23 protein-coding genes and 1 pseudogene are annotated in these 21669 nt (G+C 46.5%); 18 read left to right on the forward strand and 6 right to left on the reverse strand.

Annotated elements, in window-relative coordinates:
• Positions 1-5: 5 nt before the first annotated feature.
• The 7 genes from NST44_RS21110 (at position 6) to NST44_RS21140 (ending at position 6501) form a co-directional block, all read left to right on the forward strand.
• On the forward strand, positions 6-1022 hold the full coding sequence (locus NST44_RS21110) for an LLM class flavin-dependent oxidoreductase (protein ID WP_210095520.1): 1017 nt from the start codon (positions 6-8) through the stop codon (positions 1020-1022).
• A gap of 43 nt (positions 1023-1065) precedes the next feature.
• Complete coding sequence (locus NST44_RS21115; RefSeq protein WP_340900536.1) at positions 1066-2241, forward strand: M20 peptidase aminoacylase family protein; 1176 nt, start codon at positions 1066-1068, stop codon at positions 2239-2241.
• A gap of 154 nt (positions 2242-2395) precedes the next feature.
• Positions 2396-2863 carry a DinB family protein gene (locus NST44_RS21120; protein WP_210095518.1) on the forward strand — a complete coding sequence of 156 codons (468 nt, stop codon included), beginning with the start codon at positions 2396-2398 and terminating at the stop codon, positions 2861-2863.
• A 36-nt stretch (positions 2864-2899) separates the two neighbouring features.
• Positions 2900-4237, forward strand: coding sequence for an LLM class flavin-dependent oxidoreductase (locus NST44_RS21125; RefSeq protein ID WP_210095517.1), 1338 nt, complete (start codon positions 2900-2902; stop codon positions 4235-4237).
• A gap of 208 nt (positions 4238-4445) precedes the next feature.
• Entirely contained in the window at positions 4446-4733 is a 288-nt protein-coding gene (locus NST44_RS21130; protein WP_213614127.1) for a M20/M25/M40 family metallo-hydrolase, read from the forward strand.
• A gap of 11 nt (positions 4734-4744) precedes the next feature.
• Complete coding sequence (gene ssuE, locus NST44_RS21135; protein WP_210095515.1) at positions 4745-5314, forward strand: NADPH-dependent FMN reductase; 570 nt, start codon at positions 4745-4747, stop codon at positions 5312-5314.
• A 347-nt stretch (positions 5315-5661) separates the two neighbouring features.
• Positions 5662-6501 carry a nucleoside hydrolase gene (locus NST44_RS21140; RefSeq protein ID WP_213614125.1) on the forward strand — a complete coding sequence of 280 codons (840 nt, stop codon included), beginning with the start codon at positions 5662-5664 and terminating at the stop codon, positions 6499-6501.
• 454 nt (positions 6502-6955) lie between these two features.
• On the opposite strand, the gene NST44_RS21145 is transcribed toward NST44_RS21140, so the two are convergent.
• Complete coding sequence (locus NST44_RS21145; RefSeq protein ID WP_213614123.1) at positions 6956-7375, reverse strand: hypothetical protein; 420 nt, start codon at positions 7373-7375, stop codon at positions 6956-6958.
• Here NST44_RS21145 and NST44_RS21150 point away from each other — a divergent pair.
• From NST44_RS21150 to NST44_RS21165, 4 genes are all read left to right on the forward strand, one after another.
• Entirely contained in the window at positions 7369-7800 is a 432-nt protein-coding gene (locus tag NST44_RS21150; RefSeq protein WP_213614121.1) for a VOC family protein, read from the forward strand. The two genes, NST44_RS21145 and NST44_RS21150, sit on opposite strands and share 7 nt — an antisense overlap.
• A 381-nt stretch (positions 7801-8181) precedes the next feature.
• A complete protein-coding gene (locus tag NST44_RS21155; protein ID WP_210095512.1) occupies positions 8182-8667 on the forward strand; it encodes an anthrone oxygenase family protein in 486 nt (161 codons plus the stop codon).
• A 506-nt stretch (positions 8668-9173) separates the two neighbouring features.
• Positions 9174-9668 (forward strand): hypothetical protein, encoded by a 495-nt coding sequence (locus NST44_RS21160; protein ID WP_213614119.1) that lies wholly within the window; start codon positions 9174-9176, stop codon positions 9666-9668.
• Between the two features lie 171 nt (positions 9669-9839).
• Entirely contained in the window at positions 9840-10610 is a 771-nt protein-coding gene (locus tag NST44_RS21165) for a nucleotidyltransferase (RefSeq protein WP_213614117.1), read from the forward strand.
• 278 nt (positions 10611-10888) lie between these two features.
• Here the strand turns inward: NST44_RS21165 and NST44_RS21170 are convergent, their stop codons facing one another.
• The gene (locus NST44_RS21170; RefSeq protein WP_244869116.1) at positions 10889-11308 is read right to left on the reverse strand and encodes a hypothetical protein; all 420 of its coding nucleotides are present in this window, start codon (positions 11306-11308) and stop codon (positions 10889-10891) included.
• A gap of 826 nt (positions 11309-12134) precedes the next feature.
• Between NST44_RS21170 and NST44_RS21175 the strand changes: the two genes are divergently transcribed.
• From NST44_RS21175 to NST44_RS21185, 3 genes are all read left to right on the forward strand, one after another.
• On the forward strand, positions 12135-12842 hold the full coding sequence (locus NST44_RS21175; RefSeq protein ID WP_213614113.1) for a response regulator transcription factor: 708 nt from the start codon (positions 12135-12137) through the stop codon (positions 12840-12842).
• Between the two features lie 71 nt (positions 12843-12913).
• The gene (locus NST44_RS21180) at positions 12914-14266 is read left to right on the forward strand and encodes a sensor histidine kinase (RefSeq protein ID WP_244869115.1); all 1353 of its coding nucleotides are present in this window, start codon (positions 12914-12916) and stop codon (positions 14264-14266) included.
• A gap of 113 nt (positions 14267-14379) precedes the next feature.
• Positions 14380-15099 carry a hypothetical protein gene (locus tag NST44_RS21185; protein ID WP_244869114.1) on the forward strand — a complete coding sequence of 240 codons (720 nt, stop codon included), beginning with the start codon at positions 14380-14382 and terminating at the stop codon, positions 15097-15099.
• Between the two features lie 523 nt (positions 15100-15622).
• Here the strand turns inward: NST44_RS21185 and NST44_RS21190 are convergent.
• Together NST44_RS21190 and NST44_RS21195 are read right to left on the reverse strand one after the other, a co-directional pair.
• The gene (locus NST44_RS21190) at positions 15623-15769 is read right to left on the reverse strand and encodes an IS3 family transposase (protein ID WP_186311217.1); all 147 of its coding nucleotides are present in this window, start codon (positions 15767-15769) and stop codon (positions 15623-15625) included.
• A gap of 246 nt (positions 15770-16015) precedes the next feature.
• On the reverse strand, positions 16016-16609 hold the full coding sequence (locus NST44_RS21195) for a TetR/AcrR family transcriptional regulator (protein WP_028407017.1): 594 nt from the start codon (positions 16607-16609) through the stop codon (positions 16016-16018).
• 91 nt (positions 16610-16700) lie between these two features.
• Here NST44_RS21195 and NST44_RS21200 point away from each other — a divergent pair, with 91 nt between their 5' ends.
• The 4 genes from NST44_RS21200 (at position 16701) to NST44_RS21215 (ending at position 18737) form a co-directional block, all read left to right on the forward strand.
• Positions 16701-17411 carry a GAP family protein gene (locus NST44_RS21200; RefSeq protein ID WP_213614111.1) on the forward strand — a complete coding sequence of 237 codons (711 nt, stop codon included), beginning with the start codon at positions 16701-16703 and terminating at the stop codon, positions 17409-17411.
• Positions 17412-17442: 31 nt separating this feature from the next.
• Positions 17443-17655: a hypothetical protein gene (locus NST44_RS21205; RefSeq protein ID WP_028407015.1), complete on the forward strand. Its 213-nt coding sequence runs from the start codon at positions 17443-17445 to the stop codon at positions 17653-17655.
• A 193-nt stretch (positions 17656-17848) separates the two neighbouring features.
• On the forward strand, positions 17849-18193 hold the full coding sequence (locus NST44_RS21210) for an ArsR/SmtB family transcription factor (RefSeq protein WP_213614109.1): 345 nt from the start codon (positions 17849-17851) through the stop codon (positions 18191-18193).
• A 25-nt stretch (positions 18194-18218) separates the two neighbouring features.
• Positions 18219-18737 carry an SRPBCC domain-containing protein gene (locus NST44_RS21215; protein ID WP_007131420.1) on the forward strand — a complete coding sequence of 173 codons (519 nt, stop codon included), beginning with the start codon at positions 18219-18221 and terminating at the stop codon, positions 18735-18737.
• A 262-nt stretch (positions 18738-18999) separates the two neighbouring features.
• Here NST44_RS21215 and NST44_RS31105 read toward each other — a convergent pair.
• Together NST44_RS31105 and NST44_RS21225 are read right to left on the reverse strand one after the other, a co-directional pair.
• Positions 19000-19516 (reverse strand): annotated as a pseudogene (locus tag NST44_RS31105) (AlkZ-related protein).
• 526 nt (positions 19517-20042) lie between these two features.
• The gene (locus NST44_RS21225; protein WP_210095506.1) at positions 20043-21578 is read right to left on the reverse strand and encodes a carboxylesterase/lipase family protein; all 1536 of its coding nucleotides are present in this window, start codon (positions 21576-21578) and stop codon (positions 20043-20045) included.
• Between the last annotated feature and the right edge of the window lie 91 nt (positions 21579-21669).

Genomic DNA, 21669 nt, shown 5'->3' on the forward strand with positions numbered 1-21669 from the left:
CCAATATGGGGATTACCATAAGCGTGCTTGACCAAAGTCCAATATATCCCGGGGAAACGGCAGCGGAGGCGTTCGCGCACACCGTGCTGCTTGCCCAAAAGTCGGAGGAGCTCGGCTTCCGGCGCTTCTGGGTATCCGAGCATCACGATTCGGACCATGTGGCGGGCTCTTCGCCGGAGGTGCTCATCTCTTACCTGCTAGCCAAAACCCAAACCATCCGCGTGGGGTCCGGCGGCGTCATGCTGCAGCATTACAGTCCCTACAAGGTAGCGGAGAATTTCAACGTGCTGGCCGCGCTCGCGCCGGGACGCGTGGATCTGGGCATCGGGCGCGCCCCGGGCGGTTTGCCGCGCAGCACGCAGGCGCTGCAGCGGGGCGTGCAGGAGAACGCGTCGTTAACGGATAAAATCGTCGAACTTCGCCAATTTGTTCATAACACGCTGGAGGAGGATCATCCGCTCGCCGGGCTTCGCGCCGCTCCGCTGCCGGAGACCGCGCCTGAGCTGTACGTCCTGGGTGCCAGCGCCGGCAGCGCGGAAATTGCGGCCGGACTCGGGCTGCCCTATGTGTTCTCCCTCTTCATCAACGGGGATGAATCCGCAGCGCTGGAGGCCATTCGCGTTTACAGGAGCACGTTTGACTACTCCCACGGCAGGGAACCGGAGATTCTTGTCGCCCTGTCCGTGATCGTGGCCGATTCGGCGGAGGAGGCGGCGGAGCTGGCAGGATCGCTGAAGCTGGTGAAGATTCATCTGGCCAGCGGCCGGACGCTGACGCTGGGGACGAGGGAACAGGCCGAAGAATTCGGTCGCCAGGCAGGCGAGCCGTACACGATTGAGGAACAGGAGCCGTTCATCACCAAAGGGACGAAGGAAACCGTGCGCGAGCAGCTGCTCCGACTTCAGCAGGCTTCGGGCGTCGACGAGATTATCGTCACCAGTAATATCCAGCCCTTTGCCAAGCGAATCCGCTCATTCGAGCTGCTGAGCGAGGCGTTGGCTGAGGTTCCTGCCGAGGCGTAATGGAGCCGGCCATAGATCCGTGACTGTTTAGGAGGTTTTACGAATGCCTAGCCAAGTTCTATCCACGAATATAGACATCCATCGATTTATTGAAATTCGGCGCCATCTGCACCGGTACCCGGAGCTGTCGAACGAGGAGTTTGGGACGACGCAGCTGATCCGGGGCTGGCTTGAGGAAGCCGGGATACGGGTCGCGGAGTATCCGCTGGCCACAGGCGTAATCGCCGAAGTCGGCGGATTTCAAGAGGGTCCGATCATAGCGCTGCGAGCGGACATCGACGCCCTGCCGGTCCAGGAAGAAACGGGACTCCCGTACGCCTCGACGATTCCCGGCAAAATGCATGCCTGCGGGCACGATTTTCATACGGCTGCCTTGATCGGGATGGCGTATGCGCTGAAGCAACGGGAGCAGGAGCTGAGAGGAACCGTCCGGCTGATCTTTCAGCCGGCGGAAGAGAAGGCCAAGGGCGCAAAGCAGGTGATCGACAGCGGGGCGCTCGAAGGCGTGCAGGCGATCTTCGGCATGCATAACAAGCCGGACCTGCCTGTTGGGACTATTGGCATTAAGGAAGGTCCGCTGATGGCCGCCGCCGACGGCTTCGTGGTTGAAGTGGCGGGGAAGGGGTCCCATGCGGCCGTACCCGAAGCGGGCCTTGACCCGATCGTGACCGCGTCGCATATCATTACGGCCCTCCAGTCCATTGTAAGCCGCAATGTGAGCCCCTTGAAGAGTGCCGTCATCAGCGTGACGAAGCTGCATAGCGGAACCGCGTGGAACGTGATTCCGGATAAAGCGCTGCTGGAAGGGACCATCCGCACCTTTGATGACGACGTCAGGCAGCAGGTGCTTGAACGATTCAGCCAGGTGGTTCAAGGCGTGGCGGCAGCTTTCGGAACGAAGGCTGCCGTGCGCTGGATCGAGGGACCGCCGCCGGTCCATAACGACCGCAAGCTGGCGGAGCTCGGTTATGCCGCTGCTGACGAAGCAGGATATGAAGCGGTGTTACCGGTTCCTTCGCCGGCCGGGGAGGATTTTGCGGTGTACCAGCGCGAGGTTCCCGGGTTGTTTGTCTTCATGGGAACGGCGGGCACGCAGGAGTGGCACCATCCGGCTTTTGATCTGGATGAGCGGGCGATTCCGGTCAGCATCGATTTCTTCACGAGGCTGGCGGAGCGGGCGCTCCGGCATTACCATGCCGGCGGGGAGACTTCGCGATAAGGAGTTCTTTTGTTACTGCCGTTCGAAAGCCTTGTTCTATTTCATGCATTGCCATGAAGAGGCCCTGAACACGGACTGTAGTGTTATGCGAAGGGCAGTTCCTTGTTATTTCTCACGAACAGGTCATTATCGAGTTTGTATTGGAGGAGATCGAATGAACAAATTCCCTATTGAAGCCTTTGTCAATACGCATGATCAACTGCTGGCCGCCGTCGCCGGCCTTAGCGAGGATCAGCTCCAATGGAAGCAGGCACCGCACATATGGAGCGTACAGGAGGTGCTCTCTCATCTGGTGGATCACAGCATCGTGATCTCGTTCCGAATCCGGGACATTCTGGCCGGAACGACGGCCCAGCTGCCCGCGTTTAATCAGGATGCCTGGGTCAGCGGCCAATATTCGAACGAAGGCAGAGCCGCGGATATTTTGGAAGCATTCCGGGCGCTGCTGCACTATAACAGCTTGTTGCTTCGTCGTTTGAGCGCGGCCGATGCGGCCAAAACCGGCATCAATTTCAAAGGGGAGACCGTCAGCGTCTCGGATATCGTCAACGGTTTTACCCGTCACATACAGAATCATCTCGGGCAGATCGAACGCATTAAACTGGCTGCCGCCCCCGTGTGAGGCGATGGCGCTAAGATCGATAAGGAGGAATGGAACATGGCAAAGCAAAGACAATTGAAATTGGGGGCGCTCCTGCACGGTGTGGGCGGAGGAACCTCCATGTGGCGGCATCCGGATGCGCAGCCCGACGCAAGCGTTAATTTTGGTTTGTATAAGCAGTGGGTTCAGAAAGCCGAAGAGGGCAAGTTCGACCTGATCTTCATCGCGGACGGCTTGTATATCAACGAAAAATCGATACCGCATTTTCTGAACCGCTTTGAGCCGATCACCATTCTGAGCGCCCTGGCCGCCGTCAGCAAAAACATCGGTCTTGTCGGTACGCTGTCCACCTCGTACAGCGAGCCGTTCACCGTGGCCCGGCAGTTCGCGTCGCTTGACAAGATCAGCGACGGACGCGCAGGCTGGAATATCGTTACCTCTCCGCTGGAGGGCTCTGCGCTGAATTACGGCAAGAAGGAGCATCCGGAGCATGATAAGCGATACCGGATCGCAACGGAGTATTTGGAGGTTGTCCGGGGACTGTGGGATTCTTGGGAGGACGATGCCTTTGTGCGGAACAAGGAGACGGGCGTATTCTTCGATCCGGAGAAAATGCACGTGCTGAATCACGAAGGCGAGTTCTTCTCCGTGAAGGGGCCGCTGAACATCGCCCGTTCCAAGCAGGGGCAGCCGGTCATCTTTCAAGCTGGAGCGTCCGAGGTCGGCAAGAACTATGCCTCCAAGGAAGCCGATGCGGTATTCACCGGACATGAGGCTGTGGAGGATGCGGCAGCCTTTTATCAGGACGTGAAGGCGCGGGCGGCGGGATTCGGCCGGAATCCGGATGAAGTGCTGATCTTTCCCGGCATTAGCCCGATCATCGGCGGCACGCCGGAGGAGGCCGAGCGCAAATATGAGGAGGTGGCCAGCCTGGTGACCATCGAGAATGCCCTGGATTATCTCGGCCGATTCTTCGAGCATCACGATTTCTCCCAGTATCCGCTGGATGAGCCGTTCCCTGAGCTGGGCGACCTGGGCAAGAACAGCTTCCAGAGCGGTACCGACAAAATCAAAAGGGATGCCAAGGAGAAGGGGCTTACTCTTCGGCAAGTGGCGCTGCAGTCGGCCACGCCGCGCGGCGGGTTTATCGGCACGCCGGAGCAGGTGGCAGACAAGATCCAGGCTTGGTTCGAAGCCGGGGCAGCCGACGGCTTCATGATTACCGCAGCGGTGCCGAACGGACTGGAGGATTTTGTGGATCATGTCGTGCCGATTCTTCAGGATAGAGGCATCTACAGAACCGAATACGAGAGCGACACGCTGCGCGGCAATTTGGGTCTGCCCGTGCCCGAGAACCGGTACAGCAAGGCTCAGACAGTCGCTGTCCGTTCCTAAGAGACGACGCGAATGAAGGCTGCTGTAGAGCATGAAGAAATGATGGTTTTTGCGGGGGAGCTTCGTGAAGAGCTCTCCAGGATACGGAGGGACCTTCATCAGTATCCCGAGTTAGTGTACGATGTCTTCCGCACCTCGAAGCTGGTTGCAGATCTTTTAGAGTCGTGGGGGAGCAGGCGGCAGCTATAAGCTGGAGCTTCGAGAAGGGATGGCCGTGCTCAATGACGGAGCCGCGCTCCGTCGTATGACGCAAGCCGCAGGGAAGGTGCTGGGTGAGGAGCAAGTGCAGGGGCTCCATCCACCAAGCTCGGCGGGCGAGGATTTCGATTGGTACCAGGATCAGGTCCCTGGTGCCTTTGGATTCATCGGCTGCGGGAATCCGGATCGGGGAATCGTGCATGCGATACACCAGCCCCGATTCGATCCAGATGAGGATGTCCTGGTGCATGGGACGCGAATATGGGTACGCTTAGCCGTACATGACGTTTACGAATAAGGAGGAAGACCATGACAAAAATTGCATTTATAGCAGGGAGCCCGACTCAAGGGTCCCGTTTGTTCGGACTGACGCAATACTTAGAGGACCGCCTGGTCATTGCCGGCTACGAGATCGAATTCGTCTCGGCAGCGGATCTACCGGCTGAGGATTTGCTGCGGGCCGATTTTAACAGTCCGGCCATCAAGCAGGCTATCGCAGCCGTTGAAGGCGCAGCTGCCGTAATCATTGCAAGCCCGGTGTATAAAGCTTCCTATTCGGGAGCGTTGAAGACGATTCTGGATCTCCTTCCCCAAAAAGGCCTGCAGGGCAAGGTTGTGCTCCCCCTTTTTATCGGAGGCACGATCGCGCATTTGCTTGCCGTGGATTATGCCTTGAAGCCGGTGGTCTCCGCACTCGGAGGGACCAACATTCTCAGCGGGGTGTTTGCCGTAGATCAGTGGGTCACCCGCCTGGAACTCGGCGGTTACGACATAACGGAGCAGCTCAGAGGGCGCTTGGATGACGCGCTGAACGAGCTGCAGGCAGAGCTGGCCCGATATTCGGCTGCACCGGCAGAGCGGCCGGGGCAGGTTGTCTGACGCATTGGCCCCCAAGAAACGTGTTCTTGAAATTTTATGATTCGAGAAAAACATGATTTACTGGGCATTTTTATTTTTATATAGAATAATTTGTGTCACCAAAAAATGCATTAAAGCGGCCACATTGTAGGATATTGACTGAAATGTGACTACATTATAGGGTAGCCTAACCCGGGGAAAAATTACCGGACGTCGAGACTTGGTAATCATAAGAGCAGCATACCCACCAGTTGCCGCACTAGATTTTGGTCATGTGATATAATATAAGCCACTAAAATAAGGAGGTGCAGTATGGGGATTTGCAACAACCTCTTGTATCAATAAAAAAATACAGGAGGATTTTATGAATGGAAAAAATTTTACTTGATACAGATATTGGCGGAGATATTGATGATGCGATTTGCCTTGCATATTTATTAAAGGAACCACAATGTGAACTTCTTGGAATAACAACGGTTTGTGGAGAGCCTGAAAAACGGGCGGCAGTTGCAGACGCAATTTGTCGGACCGTAGGCAAAATGATTCCGATCGTGGCGGGCTTGGACACGACATTACAGCCTATTCCCGTATATCCCACGCCGGATGGTGTAAGCGCATTAGAGCATTGGCCGCACAATACTTATGAGAAAGCGGACGCACCAGGTTTTCTGTATCAAAAAATAAAGGAAAACCCACATGAAATTGTGTTAATTGGTATAGGAAATATGACAAATATCGCTACCCTGTTTTGCTCTTATCCAGACGCACAGGGATTGTTAAAAGGGCTTTATGTAATGAACGGCTATTTTGGCGTTGATCCGTTGCCAGAACCTTGCTACAACTGGAACTCATGGGCTGACCCATTGGCTTCAAAGATTGTATTTGCTTCCCATGTAGCCAACCATCAGGCATTTCCGCTGGAAGTTACCGATATGCTTACCATTGATGCCAGACGGGCGAGAACCCTTTTAAGAGCAGATACGGATTTGATGAAAGCTGTTCTTGATTTTGGAAGCGCATGGCTGGAAAGTGCCGGAAAGCTGACCTTACATGACCCTTTAGTAGCTGTTTCTATTTTTCACCCTGATATTTGCAGTTTTGAAAAGGGCACTTGTCCGGGTGGAAACGGAAAAGGAAAACAATATGGGAAGTACGATATTTACTCCCGCTCCAAACGGAAATGTGGAGATCGCCAGAACTGTAGATAGGGAGCAGTTTTATCACATTTTAAGCACTACTTTAGACAGCTGAAATTATAACGCTCAGCGTCGAAGTGTCCCACCGCTTGTAGTCTGTCGTGCAAAATCTGCTGGAGCCAAATTGGCCAAAAAGAAACCGGACGCATAATGCTGAACACAGCAGTAAGATAGTCTGAAAGTCTGCTGTAATAGAGAGGTGAGCGTCCATGTAACAAGATTATATAACAAAGCTCACTCATCACCTGAACATGTGTAGGAATTGTCGGTGCGAAAAATCCTGACGGCAAAACGAGGTTTTTTTCGGTGAAACATGGAAGCTCTTCGCACAACGATACTCCGCAACTTGAAACAAAACGGAGTCGAGCTGCAGGCTGTTGGGAAAGTTATAAGGATAGCTTACTATCTGATTCCTGCACTACCCCTTAGAAAAGTCGCTATTTTAGCGGCTTTTCGTATTATCAGGTTAGCCAGAATCTTCTGGTTGGCCTTTTTTTGTGGTCGTTTTACGATGGGGGGAACCGGGAGAACATGGCGCTTTAGGGGCAATGACCCCGTCGTGCATTGGTTTCATATTTGGATCGAAGAGTGTTACCGACATATTCAGTAAGGAAGAGTTTTTACTATCATTAAAGGTGGTAACGATTTTCGGCTCGGATGGTTCAACAGATCTAACCAGATCGCAAAATTGGCAAGGTCCTTGGTTTTGAAGGATCTCTTTCTGTTGATGATTATCATAATCCCGATCAGTCTTTTCGACTTTGCCATTATAAACTCCATTTCTTATATTTATGACAAGTATTGTCACTATTTTCAGATAAGATGCTAATGAAGTCCAAATAACAAATTGGACAATTTCAATTAAAGGGAGATGTTTATATGTCAATGCGCTCAACACCATTTATTATGCTGGATGGACAAGCTGCGGAAGCGATTGAGTTTTACCAGGAAGCGTTGAACTCGAAATTACTGTTCAAAACTACGTACGGAGAAGGCAAGGATGCCGATGGTTTGCCTGATGAAGTGAAGACTCGTATTTCCCATGCTGTGTTGCAAACCGGTGAAAATGATTTGATGGTCGCTGACATCTTTCCGGGGCAATCTATTGTAATCGGAGATCAGGTGAATATTTGCATTACAGCGACGCAACAAAGCGAGATTGAAGAAATGTATAAAAAATTCAGCGAAAAAGGACAAGTTATATTCCCGTTGCAAGAAACTGAATTCAGTCCCTGCTTCGGAATAGTGAAAGATCATTTTAACATTACATTTCAGTTCTTCATGAATGATACAACAAGCAGTTGGAGTTGAAAATAAAAGGCCTTTACCGGGGAGGGGAACCGCCCCCATAATGTAGAGACAAATTAAAACACCTTCAACTTTTCCCGGCCGCTCGTTTGGGCGGCCTTAGAGTAGATAAACCAATTTATATACCAAAAAGTAAATTTTAAAGGTGAAGACAATAAATACATTTAAGACTCGCCTGGATTGGGGCTATTGTCTCTGCATCAACTTTTTCATTAAGGAAATTATTTAGCTAACGAACAGGGTAGTTCAATAATTTCTCGAATTCTCTACATATGGAGTTATTTACGAAGTTCGTAGATATGATGTTATGCGAAACCTCTGTAAGAACAATCACTTGCAGTAACTTGTTCGTAAATTCAACCTATGGATAGCGGGAGGGGAAAGATGATGATAAATCTGCTCTATTATTTAACCTATGCATCCGCGGTGGGAGCCGGCCTCCTGGCTGGCGTATTCTTCGCCTTCTCTGCCTTCGTCATGCAATCACTTGCCAAGCTCCCGGTCGAAAAAGGTATATCCGTCATGCAGAGCATCAATTCGACGATTCTACAATCGTCCTTTATGTTGGTCTTCATGGGCACAACGGTATTGAGTGTCGTATTGGGGATAGCTTCATTTATCAAAATGGGTAGAACTAGCGCAATATACGTAATTGTTGGAAGCCTGCTCATCATCTTCGGAGTATTTATGGTCACGGCTATCTTCAATGTTCCGCTCAACGACACTTTAGCCGCCGCGACTTCTGGTAGCTCGGAGGGGGCTCAGACATGGGGGGAATATTGGGACAGTTGGGTACCGTGGAATCATGTGCGGACAATCGCATCGATTGGGGCACTTATTTCATTTATATGCGCTATTCGCAGGTGGTAAGCTTATCTGTACCAAGCTAGTTCAATAATGTTAAGTCATCTCCCTAAGAGTAGCATCTAAAGCTTGCTGTTACAGACAGCGGGTGACCGTTGACGGGGGACAAGAACTTGTACCGATAGCCGTAAAAGACAGGAACATAAGCCGATTACCGATTAGATAAGTATCTAACCATGTTCCCATTCATAATGCTAACGGGCAGGATTTTCAATAACTTCGCGAATACTTTAAAATGGATAATTTTCATGAGGGACAAGACCATGGTCCCATTGAAAGTCGCTAAAATAGCGGCTTTTTTGATTTATAGGTACAAGTTCTTGTCCAGAGCCAAGGACAAGAACTTGTACCGATTACCGATTAGATAAGCATTGAACTATTAATTAAATTTATTAAGCTAACAGGCAGGGGAGTTTATTGATTTCGCGAATACTCTACATAGTGAAGTTATTTACAAAGTTCGTAAATAAGACGTTATATGACAGTACGAAGAAATAAGGAGGCAACAAAAATTGATTACTAATAAAGAGTATAAAGAGCAAATCGAGAAGAGATATGGAAAACCCTTGAAAGAAGTGATGTATGAACTAGTAGTAGATCGAAATTTAGACCAGTGGGATGGTTCAAAAGAATTGGGGATTTCGAAAGAATTATTTGTCAAATGGAGAACAGAATTCCGTCTTGGACCTTACCAACGAAGTGCTGATTTAGATGAAAAAAGACAGACTGAAAAAATTGCGCAGTATAAGGAAGAATTAAAGAGTATAGACCTCAACAGGGAGTTTATTTATCAAGATGAAGAATCCCTAAGAGGATTTAAAGAGATTATAGAACGAATGTTGGAATTAGAAAAGCAAAGAGGAATAAAGGACGCCTCTTCAAATCTTTCGATGATTATTCAAACAGGAGTTCTAGAAACAATAATTGATTATATTGCACAATACGAAGAGAAGAAACTAATTAAAAAGTATAATTTTGATTTAGAATGGCTCTTAAAAGACATGTAGGTTGGTTCAGCGCGCCGTCATATAACACCATATTCACGCATCGGGCATACGCCCTCGGTCCGGCAGAGGATTTCGGGGAAGCAGAGGCTGCCGGACACACCTGGCATTCGCCAGGCGTCGTGAATACAAAAACGTTAGCCAAAAGAAATTCTTAGTTTAGGAGGAGTCTATATGAAATTAGAAAAAGTTATAAAAAGAATTGTAATACAAAGTGAATATAAGGATTTTGTTGATAAGTATATAGATCATATACTTACCGAATTTAAAGGGAAGATTCATAGCATCTATATGTGTGGCTCGATTCCAAAAGGAACTGCCAAACCTTTCAAGTCAGATGCAGATTTTACTATTGTATGTGTAAATCCCAAAGATATTGATTACGAAAGATTGTCAAATATTAATGACAGTCTTTTGAAAGAATATCCAGTATTAACTAAGATTGATACGACAATTTGCTCGATTGACGATGTATTAAGTAAACCAAATGATTGGGGTTTTTGGGTAAAGATCATTTGTGTTTGCATAAATGGTGATGACGTTGGTGAAAAAGTACCACCGATAATTATTTCTCCAGATTTCATTTTAGACTTAAATGCAGAGACCAAGAAGGAAGTAGATCGTAGACATCGTTTACTTTCTAATGCTAGTGATAACACAATGAAAGCCAGATATATTAAAGGTTACTCTAAGAGATTAATTCGTGCTTTATACTCTCTGGTTTTAGAAGATACAGGTGTATGGCAAGATGACATTATTAAGATGAAGAATGCCATATTAAATTATTGTGAGATTGACTCCGCTTTAGTTGAATATCTGTATGCTTGTTACTTGGATGGTAATAATGTACTTGTTGAAGAGTTTCTGGGAATTGCGGATGAAGTATATAGCTATTTTGAGAAGGCCTTAAATGCCATGGCTGCTTCCAGAACTTCCTTCGACTAACACCATTTTTGACGCTTCGGGTCACACTGAGAAGCGAGTGACCTCATCCAGCCCCTAAGTCCGTCGTGGCGTTACTGCATTAGGTGTTCGGCAAGCCTCACAACTATAAGCAGCGACTCTAAGAGGCCAGAAAGTCGTAAATACAAAACGTTATCAGAAATTGCTGCAAGTGATGCTATAAGATGTATAGGAGTTGATTGTTATGAACTCAATCATTGAACAAGCAAAACAAACAATGAGATGTCTGTGTGGATTGGGATAGTCGATATCCTTTCATTTTATAGTGGTAGTGAAATGTTGCGCTCGGTCATAAAAGGGATTAATTTACGAAATGCTATTGTGCTTGCAGGCTGTCCGTCCCGTTGATATGCATTATAATCGTTCTCGAAGGTTTCCTGCATTTCCTCCGATAAGTGGCGGATGTATCGATGCGCGCATTCACGTATTTGTTCAGGTGAGCCGAAATCAACCACCAGGTCTAGAACGTCAAGCACATAGAATTCCATTGGATACGCATTCGGCAAAAACCATCCATTCTGGATGACCTCCTCAAGGATCTCCTCGAGATTCGTCTCGTACCTGTCCATCAATGGAACGACCTTATTTTGAATCAACGTGATTATTTCTGCCAGTTCCCGCTCTCGAGTGGCTTCCTTGGCCAAATTCCATACCTTGCCTTTGTCCCGGAAGCTGCTCAAGCTGATCTCCCAGTATACTTTTCCGCTGTGCGTATTTATGATCCGGGAATTGGTATTAAACTCCAAATTACTGCCGGCTAAATTGGAAGAGTGACTTAAAAAACTTATCTCAGCTGTAAAGGGACCGATTGGTTTAATCATCTTTCTTCTGGATTTATTGTATTTGAAACCGCATGGCGCGCAGGCCGCGGCAATCCTGGAACAACATTCCCGAAAAATATCCTTACTAGTTGGATAATCTGTCATACCGCTTCATCTCCATATTTCTTATTTTGTTTAATATAAAAAGGATAACCACACAGTATTTTCCATTTGTCTCCAAGCCCTCTAGTACCAGTATTATATCCTATTATAATCTTACAGGTATAACAAAAAAACGCTGAAGCCTTTCGTTATAAATATAGTGAGGCATCAAGGATTGACCGGGGAGGGGAACTGCCCCCATAATGTAAGACAAATTAAAACACCTTCAAGATAATGCAACCATGTCGTAGGACATGGAGATCATCTTGGAGGTGTTTTTTTGTCGGCAACTAGAGTTAGCTATTCTGTTGAAGTGAAAATGAAAGCTATTGGTATGAGGGTAGCCAGCATTTCAGGAAAAGAAAAGCGTTTCGAAAGGCCGTGAGGAGACGTGTATGTCCATTGACAAGGAATTGCGTGAAGCCCCTTTGATTGTACTCCTTTCTTCGGGTTTATTACTAATTATGTTGGGCTCAGTGGAATATACCTCATCATCCAGTTGGTGGAGGAATCTAAAGTGTCTGTGCTAAGATGAGGGTAAATGATGATTCAAGCTGGGGAACAAGGCTAGAAGGGGTGCACATTGAAGAAAATACTCGTCATTGATGATGAAGTCGCAATCAGAGATTTAATTGAGCTCGTACTGAGAAGAGAAAACTACGTCGTTCAAACGGCTGAAAACGGTAAAGTAGCCCTGCAGCTGCTCGATGCTTTTGGACCGGACCTGGTGGTGCTTGACTTGATGCTGCCTGACTGCTCCGGATATGACCTGTGCAAGGAAATCACCGGGAAACGTGCCGTTCCTGTGATCATGCTTTCTGCCAAAAACGAGGTGATCGACAAGGTGCTCGGACTAGAGCTAGGGGCGGAAGATTACATGACCAAACCCTTTGACAATCGTGAATTGCTCGCTCGGATCAAGGTCATTCTGCGAAGAAACGAGAGCAAGGAGGAATCAAGCGAAGGAACAGAAGTGAAATCTACACGCATCGTTCATCAAGAGCTGACATTCGATCTGGAAAGCCGAAGGGTGCTGAAAAACGGTGTACCCGTGTCTTTAACGGCCAAAGAGTTTAAAATTCTGGAAACGTTACTCAAAAGGCCGGACAAAATCTTTACCCGGGATGAGCTGCTGCAGATCGGATGGGGATATGACTTTATGGGAGACAGTCGCAGTGTGGATATGACCATCATGCGATTACGGAAGAAGCTGGAGGATAACGCGGATGAACCGAAGTATGTCAGGACGATCTATGGATTTGGCTATCAACTTGGAGGTGGCGAGGCCTGAAGTATGCAACCCGGTTACTGCTGAATTATTTATTTTTCTCCGTGCTGTCCTTTGGCATCATCATTTTTGCGGTGAATAAAACCATCGATTACTACAGCTTCGTTACCATTGAAAAACAGATGATGGAGAAGGCGGATCTGTCCGAGTTGTCCTTCCGTGAGGTGTTGGCACAGCATAGATCATCGACAGAAGAACCGCAGACAGAAGAAATCGTCAGACTTGCTCTGGAGAAGCTGAAAGCTTCAGGCAAGGAAGTCCGTATCTATGATAGCTCCAAGCAGTTGCTGGGCTTGGCTGTGGATGGCATCATCATTAATGATGGCAAACCTCTTATTTTTAATAAGAATATTGAGAAAGCCCTGAGCGGCAGTTACGCCTACACCGTAACGGAAGATCATCTGCTATATTTTGCGACTCCCATTCAGAATCAATATTACGAGAACGCATATGTGTATGAGTTCGTGGAGGATATTTCCTACTTTTATGCGATTATGGATCAAATCCGTTATATCCTGTTTGCGGGTGCAGGCGGATTTATTGTACTGATTACGTTATCCAGTCTGTGGATTGCCCAGAGCACAACCAAGCCGATTAAGCTGTTGCTTGGCGCTGCGCAAAGTTTCTCTAGACAGGAGTTTCGGAGAGTTCATCTAAACCGGAAGGATGAGCTGGGCATGCTGGCAGATGGGCTGGATTCCATGGGGCGGCAGCTTCATGATTACATTCAGTACCAGAAGCAATTTGTCTCCAACGTATCTCACGAGTTAAAAACCCCATTGGCAGCCATTCGTGGTTTCTCTCAATACTTGGTTGAAGGGGAGAACGAGAACAAGGAGCTGCAAAAAATCTATGCTCATCTGCTGCAGGAATCGGATCGGCTGACGCGCTTGATTAATGAACTGTTGTTGCTATCCCGATTCGACAAGGCTGGTTCAAACGAACTGGAAGCCCGGAAGACGGAAATGAACGAACTGATTCAGCAAGTCGCAATGAGTATGGGTGCCAAGGCCAAAGATAAAGGAATCGAGATTATGTTCAGGGAGGCGGGAGCGGAACCGGAGGATAAGCTTCTGACGAGAGTCCACGCCAACGTGAATCCCATGCTGATGTCCCATGCGATCGCCAACCTTGTGGACAATGCCATCAAGTATTCAGGCAGTCCATCGCGAATCGAATTGAAGCTTACACATACGCCAAGCGAGGTAGTTATACGGATACGTGATCAAGGTATCGGTATCGCGGGCGATGAGCTGGAGCGAGTACAGGAACGATTTTACCGGGCGAAAAATGCAAGCACAGCGAACGGTTCAGGTCTTGGACTTTCGATTTGCAAAGAGATTGTAGAGCGGTTTAATGGATATATCGATTTGGAAAGTCAAATCGGGGAAGGAACGACCGTTACGATTGTGTTACCCCGTGCGTAAAAAACGCGCGTAAGCAGTTACGTTACAAGATTGGTACAATTCTGTTATGAGACTAATAAATGCTTTTTTTATAATCACTTCATAAGAAGAAATCACACATTTATGGAGGGATCATGATGAAACGGATAAACAAAGCTCCAGCTGTTTTCCTGCTGAGTATTTTACTAACGATGGCACTGACGGGCTGTTTGTCCAATGGTGCCAAGTCGCCAGAAGCGGCGCAGAACTCGGCTGAAAAAAACACGCCCGACGAACAGGCCAAAGGCGAAGGAGCATCAACTTCTACTGCGCCTGCTTCAGAAAATTCGCAAGGACAAAGTGCTGAAGCTATTAAGGAAGGTTCGATGGAGAAGGAAGGCAATGTGGTGCTGAAGGAGCTTGCTTTTGTCTATAATGAGCACACCATTGCGATTTCGGATACAGCAAATGAAGATCAGATGGAACAGATGCTGGGCAAACCGGATAACCTGAAATCTCATACGTACCGTGCCGGCGATGGAACAAACATGGATACGTTAATCGGTTTTACAGAGAAGGTTTATACGTATCCTGGTCTGGAGATTAAAACAATCAGTATACCGGAGGGGAAGCAAGACTCCATCTTTCATATCGAAATTACAGATCCTAAGTACGCGACAGTGCGAAACATTAAAGCAGGAGATAGCCTGGATACACTCAAAAACGCCTACCCTGAGGGGAAACTGCTTGGTGATGGAGCCCCTAATGAGGAGGATGAATTCCGTTACGAGCCATCCAATTATGTGGATGTGATGTCGTTTCATATCAAGGATTCCAAGGTGGAGAGCATTCAGATCTACAGCCTTCTGGACTAATATTTAGTGATCGATGTTGGTAAGCCATTCATACGATTCACCTTTAATACCTGCCCTCTCCCGGGTAGGTATTTTCTCGTGTATATTGTCCGCGATGACAGGCGAATGCATCAGTTAGTGGCGGCGATGGGAGAGGGCTTCCGTGTACTTGAATCATTGGGGTACCCTTTATCCCCTGCGAAGCAGACGTCTTGGATTACCGGCTATCCAAACTTAATCCGCTGGGCGTTGAAGATTTTCTTCGTGCTTCCGGTTAGCGGGTTAGTTTATGGGACAGCAGTTGAACTTACAGCCTTGAATGAGGACTTTGCCGAATGGAGGGCAAGGTCGGATGTGCCTGCGCCAAACTGGAATGCGTTAGAGACAGATTGGCTTATTCAATCATAGTCACTGCTGCAAGCCGTGTGATATATCGTGAAGAATGATTTCGGGAAGTGTTAAAGCACTTACAGGGTCGTACTTACGGCCTGTCCGAGTCAAGGACAAGAACATGAGCGGATTACCGATTAGATAAGTATCAAACTTAACGAAGACCATGTTCGCGCATAATGAGACCTGCCATACGTTCCGATACCGTCCATCCTTCCACCACCAGCCCGTTTCGTACTCTGGGACTGCCGTAGGTTTCATCGGAGTCGTAGAAGTGCCATTTCACACGTTCAGTTAGCATTGCCTTACGTTTTTCCCGTTCAGAAGCTTCAGAGGTACGCCATGTGTAATAAACCGCTCCGAGACACGTGAAAGAGAACGCACATCTTCTCCAAACGAAACTTGGAGCGATAATCTTCGATAAATTGAAACCTTAGTTCTTTTTGACAGACTCGATACCCGATACTTTTTGCGCCAGTTACGTAATGTGCCTGGATTAATGTTCAACTCATTATCACTAAGGGTGTCTATTTTTATTCTAGCTGCATTATTGATTGCAAAGTTCATTTAAGTGGTGAGTAATAATTTGTTCCGTTTTTTCAATTGTAAAAATATCTGGTCTTAATAGAGCATGTATGGATAAACCTTCAATAACTACCGAAAGCCTTAATTTCTCAATTTCAATATTGATGTCTTTCTTTACACAGCCTGCTTTTATCAATATTTTAAGCAGTGCTTCCATTAAAATATATTCTCCTTCAGTTAATTCATCTTTTTTCGTGCTTAGAGCTACACTCGTAAGCGAGCGAATCGCGAAAACCAGCCAAACGCTAGTTTCAGTTTGTTTATCCCGATCCACTGGAACTAATTCTAACAATGTTTCTTGAACCGCAATGAAAGGGTCTTGAGACCATGATCTGTTATCCGATCTTTCTTTCCCCCGGGCAAGAAAATATTCCATGATAAATAATAGTAATTCATCTTGGTTTGAGAAATAATGTCTTAGTGCCCCGGTAGACATACCAGCCTCAGATGCAATTCTTCGGATAGATGCTTTTTCAAAGCCCTCCTTTTCAATAATTTCCCAAGCCATTTCGGCGATAATTTTCCTTTTGTGATCATGATCAACAATTTTCGGCACTCAAATCACCTCTTGATTTTTTCACACACTGTGTTATTATCATTTTATCACAGTGTGTTAAATAAATAAAATTAGGGGGGGGGATGGTTAGGTGCTTGAAATCATGGAATCATTAATTCCTGCCAACATAAATTCCACAACAGCACTCCTCATTATTGTACTCTGTGCTTTCATTGATATCTTAAGCCCCGGGGTACTGGCGATCACAGCTTATATCCTTCTAATACAAAAAGAAAAATTGACATCGCGTTTGATCATTTTTTTATTATCCACACAATTTTGTTATTTAATGATGGGGATCCTGGTTTACCTAGGAGTCGGGAAGATACTTGGTTTTATAGATAGCATGTCTAACAATCAAATTTCAAGTTGGTTTTATACGGTACTTGGAGTCGTCTTTGTACTAATTAGTTATTATAAGCCTAAAAAAGGAATGGAATCCCGATTTTTGGAATGGTTACCTAAGCAAGTATCAATACGTGCGATGATTATACTCGGCATTATTGTTTTTGCGATCGAGTTTACCACAGCTTTACCGTATTTTTATTCGATATTATTAATGGATCGTTTAGCGTTAAATACGGGTTGGTCCATAAGTATTTTACTCGGCTATAACGTGCTTATGGTACTTCCTTCAATCTTATTATTGTTCATTTATAAATTATTTCGAGGCTGGATACAGACTAAGCTTGAAAAACTAAGAACAAAATTAGTAAAAGCTCCATTATCTTCCGTATTAGTGGGAGTGGCAGTTATTGGAGCGGTTTTATTCAATATTGGCATCAGAGGAATTCTATCGTGAAATTAATTATTTGGAAAGGGGATGTAACATTATGAAAGAGATTGCAAGCGGTGTAAGTCTACTTCTATTAATTCAAGGAGTTGGAGGTATCATAAACCGATTGACAAGTGGGGGACCAAGTTGGTTTCTCGTAAATTACATCGAGGCTTTGCAAGGTTATGAAATTATAGCCAGTATAGTTTTAGTTATACTGGGAGCAATTATTGGTGTAGGTTCTCTCAAAATAAAAGGTAAAGATGACTAACCTACTATCCCTTTAAGTCCTCATTGTTATTGAACCAGCGAAAGAAAATGAAAGCGATAGGTGTTAATTTCGAATATTACTTGAAAGTTATATACCGTTTTTGTTATATTCCATATAGTAGTTATTATTTGATGAGAAGGAGCTGAGACACTGCATTATATGATCGAGGACTTATAAGAACGAGGTGAGTCGCATGCCAGTAGAAACCCCAAACATGGATGTAACAACACTCAAGGCATTAGCGGAACCTAACCGATTAGCTATCATTGAACTATTGCGGGAATCCCCTCTAACAGTTGGTGAAATTAGCCATCAGATTAAACTAAGTCAACCTCACACATCTAAACATTTAAAAGTGTTGAGTGATTGTGGGATTGTGAAGGTACTTGCTAAAGCTAACCGTCGATATTACAAGCTTAGGCCCGAGCCCTTTCAATCCTTGGAGTCATGGATCAAGACATTCCAAGGAATTATGGAAGAAAGATTCGATAATTTGGATCGTCTACTGAAGGAGCTAAAGAATGAGGGAGAGTTCTAGCGACTGAAAAAAAGGAGGAATTACAATGTCCAAACATGTAATGATTTCTAGAGTGGAAAATGATAAGGTGCTTGTGTTAGAGCGTGTGTTTGATGCCCCGCGTGAGTTTGTATTCAAACTGTTCAAAGAGCCAGAATACTTGAAGCGTTGGTGGGGTACCCATGGATGGGAACTGCCTGTTTGCAACATCGATTTTCGACCAGGCGGTGTTTGGCATTACTGCATGAAATGTGTGGATCAAAATCAGGATGAGTACGGTATGGAATCTTGGAACAAGACAATTTATAAGGAAATTGTGGAGCCAGAAAAAATTGTCTACACTGATTATTTCTCAGATGAGGATGGCAATATCAATGAAGCTATGCCTGCTCCTGAAGTGACGATGGAATTCCTTGATTTGGGAGGAGAAACAAAATTGGTCAGCCGTTCAGTATTCGATTCAGAGGAATCCCTTCAAGCGGTTCTCGACATGGGATTGCTGGAAGGCATTACTCAAACCTGGGATCGCTTGAACGAGCTTGTAGAAACACTGAAGAAAAATTAATGTTCGCATTATGATAGATTGGTAGAGAAGGAGCACCGCAGAAAGGTGCTCCTTTCGAACTAGTTATCCGTTCTAACTGTTCCGCTTTTGCCGTGGGACAAGAACATGGCCTCATAGAAAGTCGCTAATTTAGTTGCTAGGGATTTTTTCTTTCCCTAGCTTTTTTCAGGAGAATCTACATTATGGGGCACGAAGAGGGCTATCCATGCATCATAGGATATTTTCTTTGAAAGTCGCTAAATTTAGCGGCTTTGTTGTTTGTTCAGAGAGCTAGTTTCTTTGCGAAGAATCTAAAAGACTTCTCAGAGCAAATTTCGGATAATTCCGATTTCAACCGAATCCTCGCATCATCGACGAGTACATCGTCACTTCTTGCCTGAATCGAGCTCAACCATAATTCCGAAGGTTGGTAGCACATACTGTTCCAGCCTGAATCATCTTCATTTTGTTTTGCTGCTCCAGTGATAACGACATCACCATAATTCTGTAGTTCAACCAGTGATCTTTCATATTCTTTTTTGTTTTCCTTTTTATCCAAACCGGTCGGTTTGAATGAAGCAGGCTTTATCACTAAAAAACTTTCCATATGCAGCAACACCTTCTTGGACAATCCGAATACGCCATAACCACGGATCCGTGCCGGATCCTGAATGCCAGTCGTTATGATCCGCCGCAGCTGTCAACGATGGATAATCTGGGATAAACGCTGCGAACGGAATCTTTAATGAATAGGATCTTGAATTCAATACTGAAATAATGAGATCGAGTGAGTGTACCAATGAGATATTACATTATATAAGATCTAATAAAGAATACATTGCTTTTAAGAAGCTGACTAAGGAAAGAAGCGTAAGTGAGTAGTTCGAAGCAGCCGTATCCATCAGCTAACATCATATTCACGTTTTGTTTCATTCGGCTCTCGATTCTCATCAACACTTAATAGCCGCGTTCCTGCGGCTTTTTTTATGTTATAAAGACAAGAATCACATACGGTTATATCTCAATACAAATTAGTTTAAGCAATTTATAATACGTCGCTGAATCAAATCGAAAGAAGGACCGAGTGCGATAAGCTGATGCTTGCATAAAGGTCGGGCCCGATTGCCGATTAGATACACAATTCTAATTAAAATTCTGCACCTTATACACAGGTGCGTTTAAACGTGAGTAAAGTATACTTACCAAGCATCAACTGATGCAAAACTGCATTGATAAAAAGGAGTAAGTAATAAAACAGGCAAGGCAATAAAGAACCGTGCACATTTGCACGGCTCTTTATTGTAATATTAAAGTAGCATCAAACCCTTACACAACAGGCTCATTCTGCTTTTTGAAATACTGCTCAATTACCAATTCAAGCACGGGCCCAGGCTCTGCACGCTGTAACCCGGCCTGTTCACCAAATTCCATGCGATAGGGCTGGTGAGTGCTGGCCGGAATCCAATAGGGCAGAGGTTTGCCGTTGGAATCCGGACCATTCGGGTCACCTGTCGCGATGAAATGAGACAGATAGTGACACATCTGGCGCGCCAGATCATAATGCTTACCTGTAAATGGCCGCCAGCATTTGGCGAGTGTTTCGAAGAAAAACCATAGATCGACAGAATGGAAGGTGCCTGGCTGATCCCAGCCTGGAATCTCCGCGTCAAAGTTATAATAATAGAGCGGTGTCTCGGACGGGTGCCCGCTGTTCGATCGAATCGCCAGCTGGATGGCATGTTCGATCATGCGGACTGAAGCCATCTGCAGGGCATGTTCCAAGTCACCGGTGTCGGCTTCGCAATGCTGCAAAAAGGCAGGGGCATTCTCACCGAAAAGTTCGGTAGCCATCTGTTTCAGTTCATCCAGGCTGCTTACCGCAGGCCGGGTCCAGAATTCGGAAGACGTGTGCCCGAGCATTACGGGAACGGGTTCGCGTTGATGCTGAATGAAGCGGGTGAATGGATCGCCTGCACAGAACTGTTCATCGATAACGGTTCCCCAGAAACCCTTATATTCCAATGCTTTGTCACGCAGATATTCGGCATCCAGCTGCCTTGCTTCAGCCAGCGAGGATACTCCCAGGAAGCGGAAAAATGCAACACCGTCTTGCTCGGCATCACGAAGTGTACCGCGAACCGCTGGTACACGTACCTTCGGGTACAGCTCGGTGGCCATGCCGCTCATAATGACAGCTCGGTGAAACAACCCTTTATTTTGCGGGGAGGTCATCTGACTGAGTACACTGCCGCCTCCTGCAGACTGTCCGCCAATCGTGATCTGATCTGGATCCCCGCCAAAGGCGGCAATGTTGCGTTTCACCCACTGCGTGCCTGCCTGTTGATCCAGATGTCCGAAGTTGGCCGGAGCTTCCGGGGATTCGGCACTGATATCGGGATGACACAGGAAGCCAAACACATTAAGCCTGTAGTTGACGGTAACCACAACAATACCTCTGCGGGCAATACGTTCACCGTCAAACTCCATTTCGGCGGTGTGACCCACTTGAAGTCCTCCGCCAAAATACCAGACAAACACAGGCAGCTTCTCATCGGTCCTTTTAGCGGGTGTCCAGACGTTCAGATACAGACAATCCTCATTCATCGGCAGGTCCGGATCAACAGCCCATTCCCGGGTGTAAATGTTATTATCGTCGATGACCGTTGGCGCTTGCATGGAGATCGGCGCAAAATCAAAAGCTTGCAGCACCCCATCCCAGTCAGGCGCAGGCTGCGGAGCACGCCACCGATTCTCACCTACCGGAGGGGCTGCGAACGGGATACCTTTAAAGCTGGTTATACGCGGATCTGCGGCAGGCAGTCCTTGAATTTGACCATTTTCTACTGTAACCGTTCTAAGCAACACAACATTCTCCTCTCTAGATTGAATATCCATTACGTATGTCGATTCAAGAAGAGTGGATGCGCTTACATTCATGCTGGGCAAAAAACGC

The organism is Paenibacillus sp. FSL W8-0919, from assembly GCF_038003785.1.
Lineage (GTDB): Bacteria > Bacillota > Bacilli > Paenibacillales > Paenibacillaceae > Paenibacillus_AQ > Paenibacillus_AQ lactis.

Excerpts from the sequence above, each read along its gene's own strand:
- NST44_RS21125 (WP_210095517.1), top strand. The coding sequence starts at position 2,900 with ATGGCAAAGCAAAGACAATTGAAATTGGGGGCGCTCCTGCACGGTGTG.
- NST44_RS21110 (WP_210095520.1), top strand. The coding sequence starts at position 6 with ATGGGGATTACCATAAGCGTGCTTGACCAAAGTCCAATATATCCCGGG.
- NST44_RS21210 (WP_213614109.1), top strand. The coding sequence starts at position 17,849 with ATGCCAGTAGAAACCCCAAACATGGATGTAACAACACTCAAGGCATTA.
- NST44_RS21140 (WP_213614125.1), top strand. The coding sequence starts at position 5,662 with ATGGAAAAAATTTTACTTGATACAGATATTGGCGGAGATATTGATGAT.
- NST44_RS21120 (WP_210095518.1), top strand. The coding sequence starts at position 2,396 with ATGAACAAATTCCCTATTGAAGCCTTTGTCAATACGCATGATCAACTG.
- NST44_RS21165 (WP_213614117.1), top strand. The coding sequence starts at position 9,840 with ATGAAATTAGAAAAAGTTATAAAAAGAATTGTAATACAAAGTGAATAT.
- NST44_RS21205 (WP_028407015.1), top strand. The coding sequence starts at position 17,443 with ATGAAAGAGATTGCAAGCGGTGTAAGTCTACTTCTATTAATTCAAGGA.
- NST44_RS21185 (WP_244869114.1), top strand. The coding sequence starts at position 14,380 with ATGATGAAACGGATAAACAAAGCTCCAGCTGTTTTCCTGCTGAGTATT.
- NST44_RS21115 (WP_340900536.1), top strand. The coding sequence starts at position 1,066 with ATGCCTAGCCAAGTTCTATCCACGAATATAGACATCCATCGATTTATT.
- NST44_RS21215 (WP_007131420.1), top strand. The coding sequence starts at position 18,219 with ATGTCCAAACATGTAATGATTTCTAGAGTGGAAAATGATAAGGTGCTT.
- NST44_RS21150 (WP_213614121.1), top strand. The coding sequence starts at position 7,369 with ATGTCAATGCGCTCAACACCATTTATTATGCTGGATGGACAAGCTGCG.
- NST44_RS21130 (WP_213614127.1), top strand. The coding sequence starts at position 4,446 with ATGGCCGTGCTCAATGACGGAGCCGCGCTCCGTCGTATGACGCAAGCC.
- ssuE (WP_210095515.1), top strand. The coding sequence starts at position 4,745 with ATGACAAAAATTGCATTTATAGCAGGGAGCCCGACTCAAGGGTCCCGT.
- NST44_RS21190 (WP_186311217.1), bottom strand. The coding sequence starts at position 15,769 with ATGCTAACTGAACGTGTGAAATGGCACTTCTACGACTCCGATGAAACC.
- NST44_RS21155 (WP_210095512.1), top strand. The coding sequence starts at position 8,182 with ATGATGATAAATCTGCTCTATTATTTAACCTATGCATCCGCGGTGGGA.